At 73.9% G+C, this 19,650-nt stretch carries 18 protein-coding genes; 9 read left to right on the top strand and 9 right to left on the bottom strand.

Going from position 1 to position 19,650, the window contains the following annotated elements; genetic code table 11:
- Window positions 1–544 precede the first annotated feature (544 nt).
- Both ACFWFZ_RS15170 and ACFWFZ_RS15165 read left to right on the top strand, forming a co-directional pair.
- Window positions 545–1,618, top strand: coding sequence for a hypothetical protein (locus tag ACFWFZ_RS15170; RefSeq protein WP_387122112.1), 1,074 nt, complete (start codon window positions 545–547; stop codon window positions 1,616–1,618).
- 64 nt (window positions 1,619–1,682) lie between these two features.
- A complete protein-coding gene (locus tag ACFWFZ_RS15165) occupies window positions 1,683–2,774 on the top strand; it encodes a phosphotransferase family protein (RefSeq protein ID WP_387122109.1) in 1,092 nt (363 codons plus the stop codon).
- A 67-nt stretch (window positions 2,775–2,841) separates the two neighbouring features.
- On the opposite strand, the gene ACFWFZ_RS15160 is transcribed toward ACFWFZ_RS15165, so the two are convergent.
- Complete coding sequence (locus ACFWFZ_RS15160) at window positions 2,842–3,312, bottom strand: hypothetical protein (protein ID WP_387122106.1); 471 nt, start codon at window positions 3,310–3,312, stop codon at window positions 2,842–2,844.
- A 216-nt stretch (window positions 3,313–3,528) separates the two neighbouring features.
- On the opposite strand from ACFWFZ_RS15160, the gene ACFWFZ_RS15155 reads away from it, so the two are divergent.
- From ACFWFZ_RS15155 to fxsA, 4 genes are all read left to right on the top strand, one after another.
- Window positions 3,529–3,969 carry an Lrp/AsnC family transcriptional regulator gene (locus tag ACFWFZ_RS15155; RefSeq protein ID WP_030030904.1) on the top strand — a complete coding sequence of 147 codons (441 nt, stop codon included), beginning with the start codon at window positions 3,529–3,531 and terminating at the stop codon, window positions 3,967–3,969.
- A 69-nt stretch (window positions 3,970–4,038) separates the two neighbouring features.
- Window positions 4,039–5,667 carry an amidohydrolase gene (locus tag ACFWFZ_RS15150; protein WP_387122103.1) on the top strand — a complete coding sequence of 543 codons (1,629 nt, stop codon included), beginning with the start codon at window positions 4,039–4,041 and terminating at the stop codon, window positions 5,665–5,667.
- Window positions 5,668–6,031: 364 nt separating this feature from the next.
- Window positions 6,032–6,817 carry a polyprenol monophosphomannose synthase gene (locus tag ACFWFZ_RS15145; protein ID WP_387122100.1) on the top strand — a complete coding sequence of 262 codons (786 nt, stop codon included), beginning with the start codon at window positions 6,032–6,034 and terminating at the stop codon, window positions 6,815–6,817.
- Window positions 6,818–7,127: 310 nt separating this feature from the next.
- The gene (gene fxsA, locus ACFWFZ_RS15140; protein WP_387122097.1) at window positions 7,128–7,721 is read left to right on the top strand and encodes an FxsA family membrane protein; all 594 of its coding nucleotides are present in this window, start codon (window positions 7,128–7,130) and stop codon (window positions 7,719–7,721) included.
- Between the two features lie 77 nt (window positions 7,722–7,798).
- On the opposite strand, the gene ACFWFZ_RS15135 is transcribed toward fxsA, so the two are convergent.
- The 3 genes from ACFWFZ_RS15135 to ACFWFZ_RS15125 form a co-directional block, all read right to left on the bottom strand.
- A complete protein-coding gene (locus tag ACFWFZ_RS15135) occupies window positions 7,799–8,173 on the bottom strand; it encodes an RNA polymerase-binding protein RbpA (protein ID WP_007262928.1) in 375 nt (124 codons plus the stop codon).
- Between the two features lie 313 nt (window positions 8,174–8,486).
- A complete protein-coding gene (locus tag ACFWFZ_RS15130) occupies window positions 8,487–9,896 on the bottom strand; it encodes an MFS transporter (protein ID WP_387122095.1) in 1,410 nt (469 codons plus the stop codon).
- A gap of 67 nt (window positions 9,897–9,963) precedes the next feature.
- A complete protein-coding gene (locus tag ACFWFZ_RS15125; RefSeq protein WP_387122092.1) occupies window positions 9,964–10,734 on the bottom strand; it encodes a glycerophosphodiester phosphodiesterase in 771 nt (256 codons plus the stop codon).
- A 173-nt stretch (window positions 10,735–10,907) separates the two neighbouring features.
- Here ACFWFZ_RS15125 and ACFWFZ_RS15120 point away from each other — a divergent pair, with 173 nt between their 5' ends.
- Entirely contained in the window at window positions 10,908–12,410 is a 1,503-nt protein-coding gene (locus tag ACFWFZ_RS15120) for a PLP-dependent aminotransferase family protein (protein ID WP_387122089.1), read from the top strand.
- Window positions 12,411–12,592: 182 nt separating this feature from the next.
- On the opposite strand, the gene ACFWFZ_RS15115 is transcribed toward ACFWFZ_RS15120, so the two are convergent.
- A complete protein-coding gene (locus tag ACFWFZ_RS15115) occupies window positions 12,593–14,203 on the bottom strand; it encodes a hypothetical protein (RefSeq protein WP_387122086.1) in 1,611 nt (536 codons plus the stop codon).
- Between the two features lie 64 nt (window positions 14,204–14,267).
- Window positions 14,268–14,462, bottom strand: a complete 195-nt coding sequence (locus ACFWFZ_RS15110) for a hypothetical protein (RefSeq protein WP_030031218.1) — start codon at window positions 14,460–14,462, stop codon at window positions 14,268–14,270.
- Between the two features lie 303 nt (window positions 14,463–14,765).
- Between ACFWFZ_RS15110 and ACFWFZ_RS15105 the strand changes: the two genes are divergently transcribed.
- Together ACFWFZ_RS15105 and ACFWFZ_RS15100 are read left to right on the top strand one after the other, a co-directional pair.
- The gene (locus ACFWFZ_RS15105; protein ID WP_387122082.1) at window positions 14,766–15,182 is read left to right on the top strand and encodes an ankyrin repeat domain-containing protein; all 417 of its coding nucleotides are present in this window, start codon (window positions 14,766–14,768) and stop codon (window positions 15,180–15,182) included.
- A gap of 320 nt (window positions 15,183–15,502) precedes the next feature.
- Window positions 15,503–16,900, top strand: coding sequence for a HEAT repeat domain-containing protein (locus ACFWFZ_RS15100; RefSeq protein WP_387122079.1), 1,398 nt, complete (start codon window positions 15,503–15,505; stop codon window positions 16,898–16,900).
- 475 nt (window positions 16,901–17,375) lie between these two features.
- On the opposite strand, the gene ACFWFZ_RS15095 is transcribed toward ACFWFZ_RS15100, so the two are convergent.
- Genes ACFWFZ_RS15095 through ACFWFZ_RS15085 form a run of 3 tightly spaced genes read right to left on the bottom strand, consistent with a single transcriptional unit; the run spans window position 17,376 to window position 19,619 of the window.
- A complete protein-coding gene (locus tag ACFWFZ_RS15095) occupies window positions 17,376–18,242 on the bottom strand; it encodes a biotin-dependent carboxyltransferase family protein (RefSeq protein WP_387122076.1) in 867 nt (288 codons plus the stop codon).
- Window positions 18,235–18,855, bottom strand: a complete 621-nt coding sequence (locus ACFWFZ_RS15090) for an allophanate hydrolase subunit 1 (protein WP_387122073.1) — start codon at window positions 18,853–18,855, stop codon at window positions 18,235–18,237. Before ACFWFZ_RS15090 ends, ACFWFZ_RS15095 begins: the two co-directional genes overlap by 8 nt.
- Window positions 18,852–19,619, bottom strand: coding sequence for a LamB/YcsF family protein (locus ACFWFZ_RS15085; protein WP_387122674.1), 768 nt, complete (start codon window positions 19,617–19,619; stop codon window positions 18,852–18,854). Before ACFWFZ_RS15085 ends, ACFWFZ_RS15090 begins: the two co-directional genes overlap by 4 nt.
- Window positions 19,620–19,650 lie beyond the last annotated feature (31 nt).

Genomic DNA, 19,650 nt, shown 5'->3' with positions numbered 1-19,650 from the left:
GCGGCGGGCCCCGGCGGCCGCGCTGGGCGGGGCGGGGGCGGTGGGGGGGGGGGGGGGTTGGGGGGGGGGGGGGGGCCGGGGGGCGCCGGGGGGGGGGGGGGGGGGGGGGGGGGGGGGGGGGGGCCCCCCCCCCCCCCACCCCCGGCGCCGTCACCTCCGCGGCACCTCCACGGGAAGCCCCCGGGACATCTCTGATCCTGCCCGACGCGGACGCCGCCTCGCGAAGCTCCCGCCGCGCCCTTCCGGGCCCGCCCGAGTGCCTCCCGCCGTCCGGAGCCGCCCCGCGCCTCCCGTGCCCGCCCCCCCCCGCGTCTCCCGCTCTCCGAAGCCCCACCCCGAAGCCCCGCCGCTGCGTGCCCTCCTGTCAGGCCGTGCCGGAAGGCTGGCCCCCGTAGGTGATTCTGACGTACCGTCATATCCGCCCGCGCCGCCCCATGCCAACCCCCGTGCCTGCCGCCCATGTCAGCCGCCCCGGAGGTCCGCCGTGCCCGTAGACCGGCCCGTCGCACTTGACGAATACCCCATCCACCAGGCTCCCTTGTCGATGAAGCACCTCGTCAGCGGCGACCGGAACGCCTACGACCGGTGCATCTTCCACGTCTTCGACCACGCCGGGCGCGCGCTCCTGGTCCTCGGCCTCGGCGTCTACCCCAACGCCGGCGTCATCGACGCCTACGCCACCCTCCGCATCGGAGACGAGCTCCTCGCGGTCCGTGCCTCCGACGCCCTCACCGACGACCGGATGAACCTCTCGGTCGGACCCCTCTCGATCGTCGTCGACGTGCCGCTCAAGCAGCTCACGCTGCGCTGCGCCCCCGACTCCGACGACCCGCACGGGCTCTCGTACGACATCACCTGGACCGCGGAGTTCCCCGCAGTGTGGGAGCCCCACCACATCCAGCGGCGCGGCGACCGCCTCATGCTGGAAGGGCGCCGCTTCGTCCAGGCCGGCAACGTCACCGGCACGATCCGCGCCAAGGGTGAGGACTCCACCCTGACGGCGGGGGAGTGGACCGGTACGCGGGACCGGAGTTGGGGCGTACGGCCGATCCCCGGTGAGGAAGGCGGCCGGGCGGCCGAGGAGTACCGCCCCGACGGCTTCCACTGGCTCTGGATACCGGTCCGGTTCGCGGACCGCTTCGTCATGGTCATCGCACAGGAGGACGCCGACGGCCACCGCACCCTGAACGAGGCCGTGCAGGTCTTCCCCGAGGACAGCGGACGCGCGGACGTCCAACTCGGCTGGCCGCACACCGAGATCCGCTACCGCCCCGGCAGTCGGCACCCCCAGAGCGCCGTCGTCCACCTCACCGACCCGTCCCGCAAACCCCTCGAACTGGGCGTGGAGATACTGAACTCCTCCCCGCTCGCCGTCGGCGCCGGCTACCCGCCCGCCGGCGACTGGCAGCACGGCACCTGGCAGGGCCGCGGCTGGAGCGACCGGCGCGTCTACGACCTCTCCCACCCCGCCGCCCACCCCATGGCCGCCTTCGGGGTCACCGACCACTCGGCCCGCTTCACGCTCGACGGGCAGACCGGGCACGGCATCTTCGAACACGGCAGCTTCGGCCGCCACGACCCGAGCGGCTTCGCCGACCACTCCTCCGTCGCCCCGTAAAGCCCCGTCGGTCAGTCCCCGCCGGTCAGTCCCCGCAGGTCCAGGTCCGAGCGAAGGGGTATCCATGGCAGCCGCACCACGTCCGCGCACCTCCACCCGAGAGCCCGAGGAGCTCGTCCGCCGCCTTGCCGCATGGCTCGACACCCGGCTCCCCGGGGCGAAGGTCACCAACGTCGCCGTCCCCGGCTCGAACGGGATGTCCAGCGAGACCCTGCTTTTCGACATAGAGCACCCGGACACCCCGCTGCGTGCCTGCGCGCTGCGGCTCGCCGCCGACCCGGCGGCCTACACCGTCTTCCCGACGTACGACATGCCGCGCCAGCACCGCGTGATGAGCCTCGTCGCCGAGCACACCGACCTGCCCGTCCCGCGCGTGCAGTGGCTGGAGGAGGACCCCGGGCCGCTGGGGGCGCCGTTCTTCGTGATGGCCCGCGCAGAGGGCCGGGTCCCGCCCGACGTCATGCCCTACACCTACGAGGGCAACTGGCTGCACGCGGCGACGGACGCCCAACGCCGTGCGCTGCAGGAGGCGAGCATCTCGCTGCTGGCCCGGCTGCACGACCAGTTCCCCGCCAAGGAGGCCGAGTTCCTTCTGCCCGAGGGTGAGGGCGGCCCGCTGCGCCGGCACGTGGACGCCCAACGCGCCTACTACGCCTGGGTGGTGGACCGACTCGCGCCGTCCCCGCTGATCGAGCGGGCCTTCGCCCGCCTGGAGGAGCTGTGGCCCGCCGACGAGGGCCCCGCCGTCCTGAACTGGGGCGACGCCCGCATCGGCAACGTCGTCTACGACGGCTTCACACCGGTGGCGGTCCTGGACTGGGAGATGGCGGCGTACGCCCCGCGCGAGGTGGACCTCGGCTGGAGCGTCTACCTCCACCGGTTCTTCCAGGACCTCACCGTGAGTTTCGGCCAGCCCGGCCTGCCGGACTTCCTGCGCCGCGACGACCTGGAGCGCCGCTACGCCGAACTGACCGGCCATACCCCGCGGGACATGGAGTTCCACACCCTCTACGCCGCTCTGCGGCACGCGATCGTGATGCTGCGCATCGCCTACCGGCAGGTCCACTTCGGCGAGGTCGAGGTCCCGGGGGATTCGGACGGCCTGATCCTGCACCACGCCAGCCTGGCCGCCATGGTGCAGGGAACGTACTGGTAGCGGAGCAGGGCCGCGGGAAGCGGACGGGCGGCGCGGGACCGGCGGAGCGCTGAGGCGCTCCCGGTGCTCAGGCCGCCTGCGCGTGTTGCTGGCGCGTCTGCGCCTGCGGCTGCGGCAGGACCGGGCGCACGACACCGATCGGGCGCGAGCCAGGCCCGCCGACGTGCGAGAACGGCTGCGTACGCCAGTCCAGGCCCTGGGGCAGGGCCGACAGGGCGATGGGGTCGAGTTCCTGCGCCTCGGACGGCTGGAGCGTGCCGACGGAGGGGAGGGCGTCGGCGGCGGGCCGGCCGGTACCGGCGCACACGGTGAGCCCGAAGGGGTTCCACGGGGTCAGGCAGAGCGCGTGCTGCGGCAGGTACTCCTCGTCGGCGACGAGGGCGATCGACTGGCCGCAGTCGGGGCAGATCGCGTGGTGGATCTCGAACCCCCCGCTGTCGTCGAGGTATTCGCCGTCCCCGGGGTAGGCGTCGTCCCCGGAGTCGAGCTGTTCGAGAGGCTCCGGTTCGGTGCGACCGGCGCGCTTGCTGTTCGGCATGGATGTACTCCCCCTTGGGTGGGCCGGGCGGGCTGGTACTTCGGCCTCGGCCACAGCAACCATTTCCCGTCGAGCGTCACGAGTAACCACAAGAGACCGGCCTCCCCCTGCATACCCCTGTGGCCTTGGTCACATGCCTGGCGCAGATGCCTCCAGTGGGCGGACAGCACTGGGCCTGGAGTGCCTTTGGCCGTAAGTTGAGCGGCTATGAGCGCAATGGAGGAGCTGGACCGCCAGATCGTTGATCTGCTCGTGCGGGACGGGCGGATGAGCTACACGGATCTGGGCAAGGCCACGGGACTGTCGACGTCGGCGGTCCATCAGCGGGTACGCCGTCTGGAACAGCGCGGGGTGATCCGCGGCTACGCGGCCGTGGTCGACCCGGAGGCCGTCGGCCTGCCGCTGACCGCATTCATCTCGGTCAAGCCCTTCGACCCGAGCGCCCCGGACGACATCGCCGACCGGCTGGCCGGCGTACCCGAGATCGAGGCGTGCCACAGCGTCGCGGGCGACGAGAACTACATCCTCAAGGTGCGCGTCGCCACGCCCCTGGAGCTGGAGGACCTCCTGGGCCGGCTGCGCGCCCTCGCCCACGTCGCGACCCGGACGACCGTGGTCCTCTCCACCCCCTACGAGGCGCGCCCGCCCCGCGTGTAACCCCGCGGTGGTGTCCCCGGGGGTACCCGGCGGTCGGGAGGGGTGGGGCGACGCGGGACACTGGTCGGCATGACTGACCGCACCGCCCACTCCGCCGAAGCCGCCGGAGCACCGACCAGAACCGTCCTCCTGCGCGGGGGCGAGGTACACAGCCCCGCCGACCCCTTCGCCACGGCGATGGTCGTCGAACGCGGCCACATCGCCTGGGTCGGCTCCGAAGGCGCGGCCGACGCCTTCGCGCAGGGTGTCGACGAGGTCGTCGATCTCGGCGGCGCGCTCGTCACGCCCGCTTTCACCGACGCCCACGTCCACACGACCTCCGCGGGTCTGGCCCTGACCGGGCTGGACCTCACCGGAGCGGGCTCGCTGGCCGCCGCGCTGGACCTGGTACGGGCGTACGCCGCGAGGCGGCCCGGCGACCGGGTGCTGCTCGGGCACGGCTGGGACGCCGCCCGCTGGCCCGAGCGCCGCGCCCCGCGCCGCGCCGAGCTCGACGAGGCCGCCGGCGGCCGTCCCCTCTATCTCAGCCGCATCGACGTCCACTCGGCCGTGGTCACCACCGCCCTGCTCGACCTGGTCCCCGGGGTGCGCCCCGACGGGGACCGGCCGCTGACCGCCGGCGACCACCACGCCGTACGGCGTGCCGCGCTCGCCGCGGTCACCCCCGCCCAGCGCGCCGAGGCGCAGCGGGCCGCGCTGGACCGGGCGGCCTCCCTGGGTATCGGTGCCCTGCACGAGTGCGGCGGGCCCGACATCTCCTCCGCCGAGGACTTCACGAGCCTGCTCGCCCTGGCGGCCGAGCGCCCCGGGCCGCGCGTGTTCGGCTACTGGGCCGACCGGGACCTGGACCTGGCCAGGGAGCTGGGGGCCGTCGGGGCCGCGGGCGACCTGTTCGTGGACGGCGCCCTCGGTTCGCACACCGCCTGCCTGCACGCCCCGTACGCCGACGCCTCGCACACCGGTACGGAGTACCTGGACGCGGCCGCCGTCGCCGAGCACGTGGCGGCCTGCACCGAGGAGGGGCTCCAGGCGGGCTTCCACGCCATCGGCGACGCGGCGATCACCGCGGTGGTCGAGGGTGTCCGGGCGGCCGCCGAGAAGGTCGGCCTGGCCCGGGTCCGAGCGGCCCGGCACCGGGTCGAGCACGCCGAGATGATGACCCCGGCCACCATCGCCGCCTTCGCGGAGCTGGGGCTCACCGCCTCCGTGCAGCCCGCGTTCGACGCGGCCTGGGGCGGCGAGGACGGGATGTACGCCGACCGGCTCGGGGCCGACCGCGCCCGCACGCTCAATCCGTACGCGGCCATGCTGAAGGCGGGGGTGCCGCTGGCCTTCGGTTCGGACGCGCCGGTGACCCCGCTCGACCCGTGGGGCACCGTCCGTGCGGCCGCCTTCCACCGGACCGCGGAGCACCGGGTGTCGGTGCGGGCCGCCTTCACCGCCCACACCCGGGGCGGCTGGCGGGCGCTGGGCCGCGACGACGCGGGGATCCTCGTCCCGGGCGCCCCGGCCGACTACGCGGTCTGGCAGACCGGCGAACTGGTCGTCCAGGCACCGGACGACCGGGTGGCGCGCTGGTCCACCGACCCCCGCTCGGGCACCCCGGGACTGCCCGATCTGACCCCCGGATCCGAACTGCCGGTGTGCCTCGCCACGGTCGTCGGCGGGCGGGAGGTATTCGTACGCCCACAGGGGTGATCCGGTCGGCCTCGGTTCGGTGCGGGCACTCAGACCCGGATAGGTTCGGCCGGGTCCACCACAGGACGTCGTGCCGGACGGATCCGTCTGCTCAGCGCGCCCGCGCCTCGGGGGCGAGGGAAGGTTCGCCGGGCGGCGGGTGGCCCCAGGTCGGGGTCCGGCGGTCCAGTAGACAACGGTCACGGCGGCCCGCAGCCAGCGGGAGTCTGATCGGCCCGAAGGACCGCGGGCCCCGATCACCCGACCGGGCCCGCCGGGGAGGCCCACCGCCACCGCACCGCCGGGGCGGGCCGCGCCCGATGTTCTAAAGTCATCCTCTGCGACCAGACGTACAGGACGTGCCACGAGCACAAAAGGGGACTCAGTGAGCGACGGCGGACAGCGGGCCTACGGGCCGCTCGGTACAGCCTTGGTGATCATTCCGACCTACAACGAGGCGGAGAACATCGGGCTGATCGTCGGCCGTGTCCGGGCGGCGGTGCCCGAGGCCCACATCCTGGTCGCCGACGACAACAGCCCCGACGGCACCGGCAAGCTCGCCGACGAGCTCGCGGCCGGTGACGACCACGTGCACGTCCTGCACCGCAAGGGCAAGGAGGGCCTGGGCGCCGCCTACCTCGCGGGCTTCGTGTGGGGCCTGGAGGAGGGCTACGGCGTCATCGTCGAGATGGACGCCGACGGCTCGCACCAGCCCGAGGAGCTGCCCCGCCTGCTGACCGCGCTGGCCGGCGCGGACCTGGTCCTGGGCTCCCGCTGGGTGCCGGGCGGCCGTGTCGTCAACTGGCCCAAGACGCGGGAGTTCCTCTCGCGCGGCGGTTCCACGTACTCCCGGCTGATGCTGGACGTCCCGATCAGGGACGTGACCGGCGGCTACCGCGCCTTCCGGCGCGAGACCCTGGAGGGCCTGGGCCTGGAGGAGGTGGCCTCCGCGGGCTACTGCTTCCAGGTGGACCTGGCCCGCAGGGCCGTGCAGAAGGGTTTCCGCGTGGTGGAGGTCCCCATCACGTTCGTCGAGCGTGAGTTCGGCGACAGCAAGATGAGCAAGGACATCGTCGTGGAGGCCCTGTGGCGGGTCACCCAGTGGGGCCTCAAGACCCAGGCGGCCAAGCTCCTCGGCAAGGACCCCGGCAAGCGCGGCGGCACGGCCTGATCCGCGCCCGGTCGGGCCCGGCCGCCCCTTGGGGGGGCCGGCGGATCGAGGCCGGGCCCGGGTCGTCCGGTGCGCCGGGCCCCCTACGGTCTGTATCGAGTTGCCCCGCGGCGTCGCGACGCCCGGCACGCACTCTCGGCGCACGAGCCATGCCCTAGTAGCTCCGCTACGAGGACATTCGTCCCGCACGCCGAGGGCACGCACCGAACGCCGCTCCTTGCTGCACGGGGCAACCCGATACAGACCCTAGGGGGTGTCCCGTCCCTCCGGCTGAGGACACTTTTATCCGGCCCCAGGCACACTGGGTGCTATGACGACCGGCACTGGATCCCTGCGAACGGGCACCCCGACGGCTCCCCGTCGGCGCTCGCCCGCCCGAACCTTCCTCCCCCTGGCCCTCGCCGCCTGGCTGATCCTGGAGATCTGGCTGCTCGGCGTGGTCGCCGAAGCGGCCGGCGGTCTGGCCGTGGCCGCGCTGATCGTCGGCGGACTGGTGCTGGGCGCGGTGGTCATCAAGCGCGCCGGGCGCCGGGCCTTCAAGAACCTGACGGACACCTTCCAGCAGGCGCAGCAGGGCGTGCAGCCCACCCCGCAGCAGCCGGGCCAGGGCAACGGCCTGACCATGCTGGCCGGGCTCCTCCTGATGCTGCCGGGCCTGCTCTCCGACGTGGCGGGCCTGCTCCTGCTGCTGCCGCCCGTCCGGGCCCTGGTCGGCCGCAGGGCCTCGCGTTCCCTGGAGCGGAAGATGGCCTCGGCCTCCGCAGGCAGCTTCGGCGGCGCCTTCCAGCAGGCCCGTATCCACTACCCCGACGGCAAGGTCGTCCAGGGTGAGGTCATCCGGGACGACCGGCCGGGCCCGCAGCCCGGCCCGGACAGCACATACCGCCCGCCCCTGGCGCCGTAGGGGGGCAGGGAGCACGCCGAGGGGCCCCGCCACACGATGTGTGGCGGGGCCCCTCGGCTTGTGCGTTCGTCCGGCTGTCAGGCGGACTTGCGGCTGTCCCGCGGATGCACGGCAATGTTCATGGCGCCGGAGCGCAGGACCGCCAGCCTTTCGGCCAGCACTTCCTCCAGCTCCTCGCGAGTGCGTCGCTCCATGAGCATGTCCCAGTGCGTTCGCGCAGGCTTGCCCTTCTTCTCTTCGGGCCCGTCCCCGTCAACCAGGAGTGCCATGGCGCCGCACGCCTTGCACTCCCACTCCGGCGGAATCTCTGCCTCAACCGAGAACGGCATCTCAAAACGATGTCCGTTCTGGCATGCGTACTCCACCGCCTGGCGCGGGGCCAGATCGATGCCGCGGTCCGTCTCGTAGCTGGTAACCACGAGGCGCGTACCGCGGAGAGCTCGCTCACTCATGAATCGTGCCTCCCGGGCTTTGTCGCCCACAGGACAGGTGTCGCTGTCGTCGTCATCCGGTCAACGTCCGGTCGGCGGTATAGATTCCCGCTCCGGGTGATGCGTCGCCCGTCGTACCGCCCCTTGTTGTACCCACCAGTGCCCGTTTTGTCACATCTGGCAGCAGATGTCACCCAACGTCTAGACTTCTTTGGCGCGCAGTAACGGTCCGCCTGGCAGGCCAAAGGCGTACACTACCGGCCCTTTGCCGCAACGTCTAAATCCGTTCGGAATTCGTTCGTGGATCCGGACCGGGAGCGGGTGCGCACCCGGCTCAGATCCGCTCCGGTACAGGATTGCCCGCCGCCTCCACCGCGCGCCGCACCGGCACTCGGGCGAGCAGCAGGAACCCCAGTGCGAAGAAGGCCACCAGCGAGATGATCGCGTCCCGATAGCTGCCCGTCACCTGGTAGGTCAGGCCGAAGACGAGCGGCCCCACCCAGCTCAGACCGCGGTCGCTCATCTCGTACGCCGAGAAGTACTCGGCCTCCTTGCCCGCGGGCACCAGGTGCGAGAAGAGCGAGCGCGACAGCGCCTGGCTGCCGCCCAGCACCAGGCCGATCATGGCGGCGAGGACGAAGAACCACACCGGCGTCCGGGCGGGCAGGAAGTAGCCGACCCCCAGTGTCACCGCCCACGCGGCCAGCGAGCCCAGGATCGTCCGCTTGGCGCCGTAGATCCGGGCCAGCCGCCCCATGCCCAGCGCCCCGCCGACCGCCAGGACCTGCACCAGCAGCACCGCCCCGATGAGGGTGCCCTGGTCCAGCTCCAGCTCTTCCGAGCCGTAGATGGAGGCCTGGGAGATCACCGTCTGCACGCCGTCGTTGTAGATCAGGTACGCCAGCAGGAACGACAGGGTCAGCGGATAGCGCCGCATGTCCTTGAAGGTGGCGACCAGCTGCCTCCAGCCGCTGACGGCCACGCCCGCCCCCGGCTCCCGGACCACGGCCCGGTCCCGCAGCCGGCGCAGCGGGATCAGCGCGAAGGCGCCCCACCACAGGCCCGACGCCGCGAGGCAGATCCGCACCGCGGTCCCCTCGGAGACGCCGAAGGAGTCGTGTCCCAGGTAGAGGGCCAGGTTCGCGATCAGCATCAGAGAGCCGGCGGTGTAGCCGAAGGCCCAGCCGCGCGAGGACACGGTGTCCCGCTCGTCCGGGGTGGAGATCTGTGGCAGGTAGGCGTTGTAGAGCACCATCGACACCGACAGCGAGGCGTTCGCCACGACCAGCAGGAACCCGCCCAGCAGGTAGCGCTCGCCGCCCAGGAGGAACATCGCGGTCGTCGCCGCGGCCCCGGTGTACGCGGCCACCGCCAGCAGCGGCTTCTTGCGGCCCGTCCGGTCCGCGATCGCGCCCGCGATCGGCATCAGCAGGACGGCCAGGATCACCGAGGCCGAGACCGAGTAGGCGAAGAAGGACCCGGCCCGCACGGGTATCCCCAGCGGGTGCACGAAGCCCTCGGCGTCCGCGGCGGCCTTGGCCACCGAGGTGAGGTACGGCCCGAGGAACACCGTCAGCACGCTCGCCGAGTACACCGACACGGCGAAGTCGTAGAAGTACCAGCCGCGCTGCTCGCGCTTGCGCTCGGCGGCCGAAGGCGCCGGGGCCTTCTCGGCCGCGGTGGATCTGCCGTCCTCCGCTCCCGGTTCCGCTTCCCCGGCCCGGCTGCTTTTGTCCACGCTCACTCGTCGTCCCCCTAGGTGGTCCCGTACCGCAACGGCCGCCGCGCCCGCCGCGGCGGCCGGGAGCGGGTCAGGCCCAGGCGCCGCGCCGGTCCAGCACCGCGCGCAACAAGTCGATGTGGTCGGTCATGATGCCATCGACACCCAGGTCGAGGAGAGCCTCCATACGTTCCGGTTCGTTCACGGTCCACACGTGGACCTGCAGGCCCCGCTCATGCGCGGTCCGGACGAAGCGCCGGTCGACCACGCGGATGCCCGCCTGGGTCTCCGGCACCTGGGCCGCCACCGCGCCGACGCGCAGCGCCGCCGGGATGGCATACGAGCGCAGCCGCAGCCCGACCACCCCGCGCACGCCGTACGAGGTCGCCAGTCGCGGGCCGGCGATCTTCTGGGCGCGGGCCACCCGGCCCTCAGAGAAGGACCCCACGCAGACCCGGTCCCAGATCCCGGACCGCGAGATCAGGTCGACCAGCGGGTACAGCGCCGACTCGGCCTTGACGTCGATGTTCCACCGGGCGTCCGGGAACTCCTCCAGCAGTTCCGCGAAGAGCGGCAGGGGCTCGGTGCCGCCCACCCGGGCCTCGCGGACCTGCGCCCACGGCAGCTCGGCGATCCGCCCCCGGCCGTCGGTGACCCGGTCCAGCGTGGAGTCGTGGAAGGCGACGAGCTTGCCGTCGGCCGTGGCGTGCACATCGGTCTCGAAGTACCGGTAGCCCGCCTCGGCGGCCCGGCGGAACGCCGCGGCCGTGTTCTCCAGCCCGTCCGCGGCACCTCCCCGGTGCGCGAAGGGGATCGGAGCCGGGTGGTCCAGATACGGATGGCGAAGGCGTACGTGCGTCACGGCGGCAGTATCCCCCGTGACGTCAGGGACTGGTGGTATGCGAGATGAACGGGATGCGGGAGGGCCGCGTACGCCCCTGGTGCGAGTGGACTGACTCGTGGCACGCTGTGCCCCAGAGAACAATCCAATCCAGGCTTCCTTCGAGGCCAATCGGACGAAAGTGGACCGACGCCATGGCCGAATGGACCTCAGCGGTCGGTGCCGCACAGCTCGCCCGTCTCATCACCTCGCAGCAGGAGCGGACCGCCGTGCCCGGCGCCCGCAAGCCGCCCGCCTACCGCACCCTCGCCGACGGGATCCGGCTGCTCGTCCTCGAAGGGCGCATCCCGGTCGCCGCCCGGCTGCCCGCCGAGCGGGAACTCGCCGTCGCACTGTCGCTCAGCCGCACCACCGTCGCCGCCGCCTACGAGGCGCTGCGCGGGGAGGGCTTCCTGGAATCCCGCCGGGGCGCCGGCAGCTGGACCTCCGTCCCCGCGGGGAACCCGCTGCCCGCCCGGGGCCTGGAGCCGCTGCCGCCCGAGTCCCTCGGCTCGATGATCGACCTCGGCTGCGCCGCCCTGCCCGCCCCCGAACCGTGGCTCACCAGGGCCGTCCAGGGCGCCCTGGAGGAACTGCCCCCGTACGCGCACACGCACGGGGACTACCCGGCGGGGCTGCCGGCGCTGCGCCGGATGCTCGCCGACCGCTACACCGAGCAGGGCATCCCCACCATGCCCGAGCAGATCATGGTGACCACCGGGGCGATGGGCGCCATCGACGCCATCTGCAGCCTGTTCGCCGGGCGCGGCGAGCGCATCGCCGTCGAGTCCCCCTCCTACGCCAACATCCTCCAGCTGATGCGCGCCGCCGGGGTCCGGCTCGTACCGGTGGCCATGGCCGACGGACTGGCCGGCTGGGACATGGACGTCTGGCGCCAGGTCCTGCGGGACTCCGCGCCGCGCCTCGCCTATGTCGTCGCCGACTTCCACAACCCCACCGGAGCCCTCGCCTCCGAGGACCAGCGCCGCGCGATGGTCGAGGCGGCCCGCTCCGCGGGAACCGTCCTCGTCGCCGACGAGACCATGCTCGAACTCCAGCTGGAGCCGGAGCTGGAGATGCCCCGCCCGGTCTGCTCCTTCGACCCGGCCGGCAGCACGGTGATCACCGTGGGCTCCGCCAGCAAGGCCTTCTGGGCGGGCATGCGGATCGGCTGGGTCCGGGCGGCCCCCGACGTGATCCGCAGCCTGGTCGCGGCCCGCGCCTACGCCGACCTGGGCACCCCGGTGCTGGAACAGCTGGCCGTGAACTGGCTGATGCGGACAGGCGGCTGGCAGGAGGCGGTGGAGATCCGCAGGCAGCAGGCCCGCGAGAACCGCGACGCGCTGGTCTCGGCGGTCCGGCGGGAGCTCCCGGACTGGGAGTTCGAGGTCCCCGCCGGCGGCCTGACGCTGTGGGCCCGCGCGGGCGGACTCTCCGGCTCCCGCCTGGCCGAGGTGGGCGAGCGCGTCGGCGTACGGGTCCCCTCGGGCCCGAGGTTCGGCGTGGACGGAGCCTTCGAGGGCTACGTCCGACTGCCGTTCACGGTGGGCGGCCCGGTGGCGGAGGAAGCCGCCGCCCGCCTGGCAGCGGCGGCCCGTCTGGTGGGCAAGGGCGCGGGCGACAGCACGGGGGAACCCCCGCGCACGTTCGTGGCGTAGGTCCTGTCGTCGAAGGAGCGCCGGTGAGGCCCGCGGTGTCCGGCGCCGTGCAGCGCAAGGCGGAGGGGCGCCCGCGTACTGGACGTACGGGGCGCCCCGACAACGCGGCGAGGTGCGGTGCCGGACACCGCGGGCCAGGCAGGACCTGGACGACAGGACCTTAAGACGGCACCGCCCCGGCGCTACGACGGTTCCGGAGCGTCGAGGACCTTGACCAGCGCCGGGCCGGCCGGCCCCACCGCCCCCGCCGGAGCCGCAGTCGCGGACGCCGCCCCCGCGGGCCCCTGCTGCCGCTCCGGGAGCAGTTCCAGCACGGCCTGCCGGTACGCCGGATGCGTCGCCTCGTCGTACGGGTCCGGCGTGGCCGGCACCTGGAGCCGGTGCACGGAGCCGGTCCCGAGCCGCGCGTACCCCCGCCCCGGCGGCACCTGGCTCGTGGGCGTGGTGTGCGGCGGCAGTCCGAGGACGTCGGTGATCTGCTGGAGCCCGGCGGGCCCGAGCACGATCCGCGCCCGGGTGTGCTGCCACACCGCGTCGTGCAGCAGCTCCAGGTGGTCGAGGTGTTCGGCGACGACCACCGTGACGTGCGCGGGCCGCCCGTGCCGCAGCGGCACCTGCAGGTGGGCCATGGGGTCGGGCCCGCCCTCGGCGACCGCGAGGTGCGCGAGCACGCTCGGCTGGTCCAGCAGGATCCACAGCGGGCGCCGGGTGTCCTGCGGCGCGGGCCGTCCGGCCTCGCGGGCCCGGTGGGTGGAGATGAGCCGCCGTTCCGTCTCCTGCGCGGCCCACTCCAGGGTGGCCACCGCGCCGACCGGCCCGCACTCCACGGCCAGGACGCCGGCCCGGCCGGTCAGGCAGGCGTACTCGCCGCTGCCGCCGCCGTCGACGATCAGTACGTCGGCGCCGTGCCGCAGGGCCTGGAGGGCAAGGGAGCGCAGCAGGGTGGAGGTGCCGCTGCCGGGCTGCCCGACGGCGAGCAGGTGGGGTTCGGTGGAGCGGGGCCCGGTGCGCCAGATGACCGGCGGGACGTCGCGGGGCTGCTCGCCGTCCAGCACGGGCAGGGTGCGCTGCACGCTCGCGGAGTCGGTGAAGCCGAGCACGCTCTCGCCGGGGGAGGTGACGAACGGCTGGGCGGCGATGCCCGTCGGCAGCGCCGCCAGCACGCTCAGGTCGAGCTGGTTGCCCTCCTCGTCCCAGTCGAAGAGGTACTCCCGTCCGCGCCCGGACTTGGCGTGCAGCAGTGCCTCGATCCGGGCCCGTGAGGCGGCCTCGCCGTCGGTGAAGTAGGCCGGGTAGCGGATGTGGAGCCGGGTGAGCCGGCCCGCCTCGTCGAACTCGTAGCCGCTGAAGGCCTTGTCCCACTCGCCGCCGTGGGCGAAGAGCGGACTCGGATCCTCCGGGATGGAGAAGTACGGCACGAGGGCTTCGTAGAGGGCACCGAGCCGTTCGGCCTCGGCATCGCTGGGTCCGGTCCTCACCGGCGTGCGGTCGCGTCCCCGCCAGGCCGCCGCCGCCATGAGGGAGATCAGGGCGAGGAGCGGGCCGTAGGGGACGAGCGCGACCACGAGGACGCAGGCCGCGCCCAGGAACAGGGCGGGGCCGCGCTTGTCCTTGGGCGTCTCGGACCATCTGCGCCGCCCGGCCGCGGCCAGGAGGCGCACGCCGCGTCCGATGACGAGGAGCGGATGGAGGACGTCCGTGGCGCTGTCGGCGGCCGTGCGAGCGAGGTCGCGGCCCCGGGCCAGCGACGTGGTGCCGCTGCTGAGGATGCGGGGGAGTGGGCGCCGGGCCACGGGCGTCTCCTGGAGTTGTGGTGAGCGTGTTCCGGGTGGGGCTGGTGTTGCTGCTCGGCGGCGGCTAGAGCTTGATCCCGCCGAGCAGGCTGGCAAGGCTCGCGGTGCTCGCCGTGATGCTCGGCGCGATGGCGGAGCCGGCGAGGAAGAAGCCGAAGAGCGAGCAGACGAACGCGTGCGTCAGCTTCATCCCGTCCTTCTTGAAGAACAGGAAGCAGATGATGCCGAGCAGGACCACGCCTGAGATGGACAGGACCATGAGAGGTTCTCCTGGTTGGTGGGGACAGTCACCATCAGTTGTTCCAGGCTCACAGGAAGTATCAATGCGAAAAAAGGTGCATACGGGTGAATCTGGTGTTTTTTCACTTGACCGGCTCAGCCCGGCTGGCGCGGCCGCCCCACACCGGTCCCGGGTGATCCCTGCCTCGGCCCGACCCGGACATGCCCAGGCCAGGGCGCTACTCTGGCGATTCACCCGTACGGACGCAGCGCCGTGCGCACCCCTGCCCCGCACGGCCTGGGGAAGCTTCATGCCAGCAGCGAGTGAAAGGCGGTACGCACGATGAGCGAGCACCCCGAAGGCGCCTCCCCGGAAGGGCCCGACGAGGACGTCATCGAACTGGCGACCAAGATCTTCGACCTCGCCCGCCAGGGTGAGAGCGCCCGGCTCGCCGCGTACCTCGACGCCGGGGTCCCGGCGAACCTCACCAACGACCGCGGCGACACCCTCGTCATGCTCGCGGCCTACCACGGCCACGCCGGCACCGTCACGGCCCTGCTGGCCCGCGGCGCCGAGGCCGACCGCGCCAACGACCGCGGCCAGACCCCGCTCGCCGGCGCGGTCTTCAAGGGGGAGGAGGCGGTGATCCGCGCGCTGCTCGCCGGAGGGGCCGACCCGAACGCCGGAACCCCCTCCGCCGTGGACACGGCGCGCATGTTCAACAAGGCCGACCTGCTGGAACTCTTCGGAGCCAAGTAGTCCGCTTTTTGCCGGGCGGAGACCGGTACAGACCTCACAGGTTGATCACGGCGGCCGTAAATGTGGTCGCGGTGCACAAACCGGCTGGGCCATCATGGCGTCGGATTCGATTCGCGAGCACGGGGGACGGGCAGACGGCCAGGACACGAAGCGTGTCCCGGCCCGGTCCGGCCAACCCTGGTCACGAACCACCGACGAGAGTGAGAAGGCAATGGTCTACATCGAGCGGAACAAGACGGCGGACGTCCTCACATGCTGTTACGCGGCCCTGTGAATCCCGATTCCCGGTTGCGTCCCCAGCTTGATTTGAGGCCATTCCCATGTTCGAACCAGTCATAGCGCCGAGCGGTACCCTGCTCGGCCTCCTCCAGCGGGGCCGTGGCGACGGCACGCTGCACGCACTCGCGGCGCCCAGGGCGGAGGCCCTCGCGGCCCTCAACCAGTGCGTGCTCCGCGATCCGCGCCAGGACTGGCAGGTCGAGAACCGCTCGCTGTACTACGCCAGGCTCTACCTCGACCTCGACGGCCCCCTCGGCGAGATCGAGAGCCACCTCTTCGGCGCCGACGACCTCGTCGACGACACCGACCACCGCACGGGCCTCGCCCTGTCCGTCCTGGGCCACCTGGCCTCGTACGGCCGCGACGACGCGCTCATGCTGCTGCGCCGCTACGCCGCCTCCGGGGCGAACTGGTCCTGGGCCCTCGACGAGCTCGCCCTGCGCGACGACGACGAGGGACTGCGGTCCCTGGCCGCACCCGTCCTCGCCCGATTCCCCGCCACCGCGGAGGGCGAGGCGCGGCTGGCCGCCGCCGTCCGCGACGCCTACGAACCCCGGCCGTGGTGCCTGTGGGAGGAGTCGCCGCTGTACGGGGAGCGCCTGAGCGCCGCCCGCCGGCAGGGCTCCTTCGACCGCTGGCAGCGCCAGCTGACCCCGAGCGGCCCCCAGCCCGGCTGGGGCGTCCAGGCCGTCTTCGACTGGGCCGCCGACGGCCTGCGCCGCGGCACCCCCCTGCACGTGCCCGCCGCCCGCTGTCTCGCCGCCGTGGCCCAGCCCGAGGACCGCTCCGCCATCCTCGCGGCCGCCGCCGGCGCGGACGGCGAGGCCGCCCGGGCCACCGCCCTGCACCACCTGGCCCTCGCCGAACCGGACAACCCGGCCGTGCTGGACCTCATCGAAGCCGCCGCCGATGAGCCCGCCGTGGCCGCGTACGAGCGCATGTGCGGCCCGGACGCCGTCGAACGCGCCCGGCGCTGGGTCCACCGGCCCGACGCCCTCGGCGAGGCCGCCGCGGCCACCCTGGCCGCCCGTGGCGGAGCCGAGGACGCACCCCTGGTCCTGAGCGCGCTGCGCTCCACCGTCCGCGGCTCGGGCCCCGACACGCAGCGACTGTTCGCCCTGGTCGACGGAGCCGGCCGGCTCGCCATCGGCTGCGCGGCCCCTGTCCTGCGCCACATCTACCGCGAGACGTCCTCGTCCCATCTGCGCGGCCGGGCCGCGCGGGCCCTCGCCAGCACCGACCCCTCCTTCGCGGCCGGCTTCGCGGTCGAATGCCTCTGGGACTGCGAGGAGACCACCCGCGAGGTGGCCGCCCGCCACGCCGAGACGGCCGACGCCCGCGTGGCCCCACGCCTGCGCCGCCTGGCGGCGGACCCGGCGGAGGAGGAGGACGTCCAGTCCGCCGTCCGCAGCCGCATCGCCCCGGAGTCGGCGGTGTAGCGCCCCCGGAACGCCGACATCGACGCGCCCGGGCCCCGCGACGACGGAGCCCGGGCGCGTGGCGTTCCCGCCCGTGGACACCGGTCCGCCCCGGCCTCCGCGCTGGGGCCGGGCGGAAGGACCGTCCCGCCGGGTCCGGCGCGAAGGCGGTCGGCGCAGCGTCGGGGGAGGGCCGACGAGTGGTCGATCTCGCAGGGCGTGGCCTTCCCCTCCGACACCGGTAGGTCCGGCCGAACCCATCGCCGCGGGGAAGGTGTCGCCGTCAGACCGGCCGCCCGCTGCGGATCGGCGACCCGGTGGGTGACGAAGCCAGGTGGCGTCGAGGTGGTTATTGCAGAACGTCCCGAATCCCTCGGCCGTCGTGAGATCCGGCGGCCCGGTCTCGTGTCGTGGGCTGCGCACCCGGTTCCTCCCCTGCACAGGGGACCCGGTCGGTCCCCTCACCCGGTACGTGGCGGCAGCCCCGGAAAACGTTTCATCGGGCCCGCACGAACCTGACCGGAGTCCCCGGCCGGGCCTGCGCCGCCGCGTCCAGGGCCGGGCCCGGCCCGACCACGCCCACCACCGGGTAGCCGCCGGTCACCGGATGGTCGGCCAGGAACACCACCGGCAGCCCGTCCGGGGGCACCTGGACCGCGCCCAGCACCATGCCCTCGCTCGGCAGCTCCCCCGCCCGGGCGCGGACCAGCGCGGGACCGCCCTCCGTGCGCAGCCCGATCCGGTTGGACCTCGGCGACACCCGGAACGCCGAGCGCCACAACCCGGCCAGGGACGCCGCCGTGAACCAGCCCGCCCGCGGCCCCGGACGCAGCGGGAGCAACAGTTCCGTCGGCGCCGCGGGCAGCCCGTACGCGTCCGCCCCGGGCACCGGGTCCGGCCCGGCCGGACCCACCGGCAGCGTCATCCCGGCCGACAGGGCCGGCGGCCCGAGGCCCGACAGCAGGTCCGTGGAGCGACTGCCCAGGACCGGCGGGACGGCCAGGCCTCCCCGCACCGCGACGTAGCTGCGCAGCCCCGACCCCGCCCGGCCCACCTCCAGCTCCGCCCCGGCCGGCAGCCCGACCGGCGCCCCCCAGGCCACCGGGCGCCCGGATATCCGCACCGGACAGGGCGCGCCCGTGACCGCCACGACCACCGGGGCCGCCGCGCGCAGCGACACCCCGTCCAGGGTCGTCTCCAGGACGGCGGCGTCCGGCGGGTTGCCGAGCAGGCGGTTCGCCAGCGCGTACGCCGCCGTGTCCAGCGCCCCCGAGCGGGGGACCCCCAGGTGCGCGTGCCCGGGGCGGCCCAGGTCCTGGACCGTGGTCAGCGCCCCCGGCCGCACCACCAGCAGCTCAGTCACGGCCGGCCTCCGTGAACCGCACCCGGACGCCCGGGGAGAACAGCGCCGCCGACTGCCGCTGCGGGTCCCAGAGCACCGCGTCGGTGGAGCCGATCAGCTGCCAGCCGCCGGGGGAGGAGCGCGGGTACACCCCCGCGTACTCGCCGGCCAGCGCCAGCGAGCCCGCGGGAACGGCCGTGCGCGGCGTGTCCCGGCGCGGGACGCGGAGACGCTCCGGCAGGCCCGTCAGATAGCCGAAGCCCGGCGCGAACCCGCAGAACGCCACCCGGAAGCGGGTGGCGCCGACGATGCCCGGCACCTCCCCGGGGTCCACCCCCCACAGCCGGGCCACCTCCGCCAGGTCCGGCCCGTCGTACCGCACCGGGACGGTGACCTGCGGCCCCTCGGCGGCCGCGAGCGGCGGTACCTCCCAGCCGGCGATCCGTGCGCCGAGCGCGGCCGGATCCCGTACACCGTCCAGCAGTACGGTCCGCGCCGCGGGCACCAGGTCCCGTACGGGGCCCAGCGCGCCCGCGTCCCGGCGGCGCAGCAGCTCGGCGTGGAGCGCGGCGACCTCGTCCGCCGAGTCCACCTCGATCAGCAGCGCCCGCGAGCCCACCACCAGCGTCCTCACGCGAAGGACTCCACCCGCACCCCGGCGGCGCCCAGCGCCTCCCTGACGCGCAGGGCCAGCCCGGCCGCCCCGGGGGTGTCCCCGTGCAGGCAGAGCGAGCGCGCGGCCACGGGCACGGCGGAGCCGTCGGCGGCCGTCACCGTGCCGCCGGCCGCCATCCCGACGGCCCGCGCCACCACCGCGTCTGGGTCGTGCACGACCGATCCGGACTCGGCGCGCGGCACCAGCGTCCCGGCCGGGGTGTAGGCGCGGTCGGCGAACGCCTCCGGTACGGGAGCCAGCCCGGCCTCCTCGGCGGCGGCGAGCAGGAGCGAGCCGGGCAGCCCCAGGACGGGCAGGCCGCCGGTCGCCCCGGAACCGGCCGCCAGCCGGACGCCCGCGACGACGGCGGCGGCCTGGCAGGCGTCGTGCACGGTCCGGTTGTAGAGCGCGCCGTGCGGTTTCACGTAGGACACCCGGGAGCCGGCCGCCCGCGCGAAGACCTCCAACGCGCCGATCTGGTAGGCCACCTCGTCGGCGAGCTCGCCGGGCGGCACGTCCATGGAGCGCCGGCCGAAGCCGGCCAGGTCGCGGTAGGAGACCTGCGCGCCGATCCGTACGCCCCGCTCGGCGGCCAGTTCGCAGACCTGGCGCATGATGGACGGGTCCCCGGCGTGGAAGCCGCAGGCGACGTTGGCGCTCGTGACGACGGAGAGCAGGGCCTCGTCGTCGGTGAGCGTCCAGCGCCCGAATCCCTCGCCGAGATCGGCGTTGAGGTCGATCACCGCAGTGGATGCGATCATGGAATCCATGCGC

Origin of the sequence: Streptomyces sp. NPDC060232 (assembly GCF_042726555.1) — a bacterium.
In the GTDB taxonomy this organism is placed as follows: domain Bacteria; phylum Actinomycetota; class Actinomycetes; order Streptomycetales; family Streptomycetaceae; genus Streptomyces.
This window is presented reverse-complemented; position numbering and strand designations above follow the sequence as displayed.

Bases quoted from the DNA above. Each gene is read 5' to 3' on its own strand.
- ACFWFZ_RS15170 (WP_387122112.1), top strand. From the start codon at position 545: ATGAAGCACCTCGTCAGCGGCGACCGGAACGCCTACGACCGGTGCATC.
- ACFWFZ_RS15165 (WP_387122109.1), top strand. From the start codon at position 1,683: ATGGCAGCCGCACCACGTCCGCGCACCTCCACCCGAGAGCCCGAGGAG.
- ACFWFZ_RS15160 (WP_387122106.1), bottom strand. From the start codon at position 3,312: ATGCCGAACAGCAAGCGCGCCGGTCGCACCGAACCGGAGCCTCTCGAA.
- ACFWFZ_RS15155 (WP_030030904.1), top strand. From the start codon at position 3,529: ATGGAGGAGCTGGACCGCCAGATCGTTGATCTGCTCGTGCGGGACGGG.
- ACFWFZ_RS15150 (WP_387122103.1), top strand. From the start codon at position 4,039: ATGACTGACCGCACCGCCCACTCCGCCGAAGCCGCCGGAGCACCGACC.
- fxsA (WP_387122097.1), top strand. From the start codon at position 7,128: ATGACGACCGGCACTGGATCCCTGCGAACGGGCACCCCGACGGCTCCC.
- ACFWFZ_RS15135 (WP_007262928.1), bottom strand. From the start codon at position 8,173: ATGAGTGAGCGAGCTCTCCGCGGTACGCGCCTCGTGGTTACCAGCTAC.
- ACFWFZ_RS15120 (WP_387122089.1), top strand. From the start codon at position 10,908: ATGGCCGAATGGACCTCAGCGGTCGGTGCCGCACAGCTCGCCCGTCTC.
- ACFWFZ_RS15110 (WP_030031218.1), bottom strand. From the start codon at position 14,462: ATGGTCCTGTCCATCTCAGGCGTGGTCCTGCTCGGCATCATCTGCTTC.
- ACFWFZ_RS15105 (WP_387122082.1), top strand. From the start codon at position 14,766: ATGAGCGAGCACCCCGAAGGCGCCTCCCCGGAAGGGCCCGACGAGGAC.
- ACFWFZ_RS15100 (WP_387122079.1), top strand. From the start codon at position 15,503: ATGTTCGAACCAGTCATAGCGCCGAGCGGTACCCTGCTCGGCCTCCTC.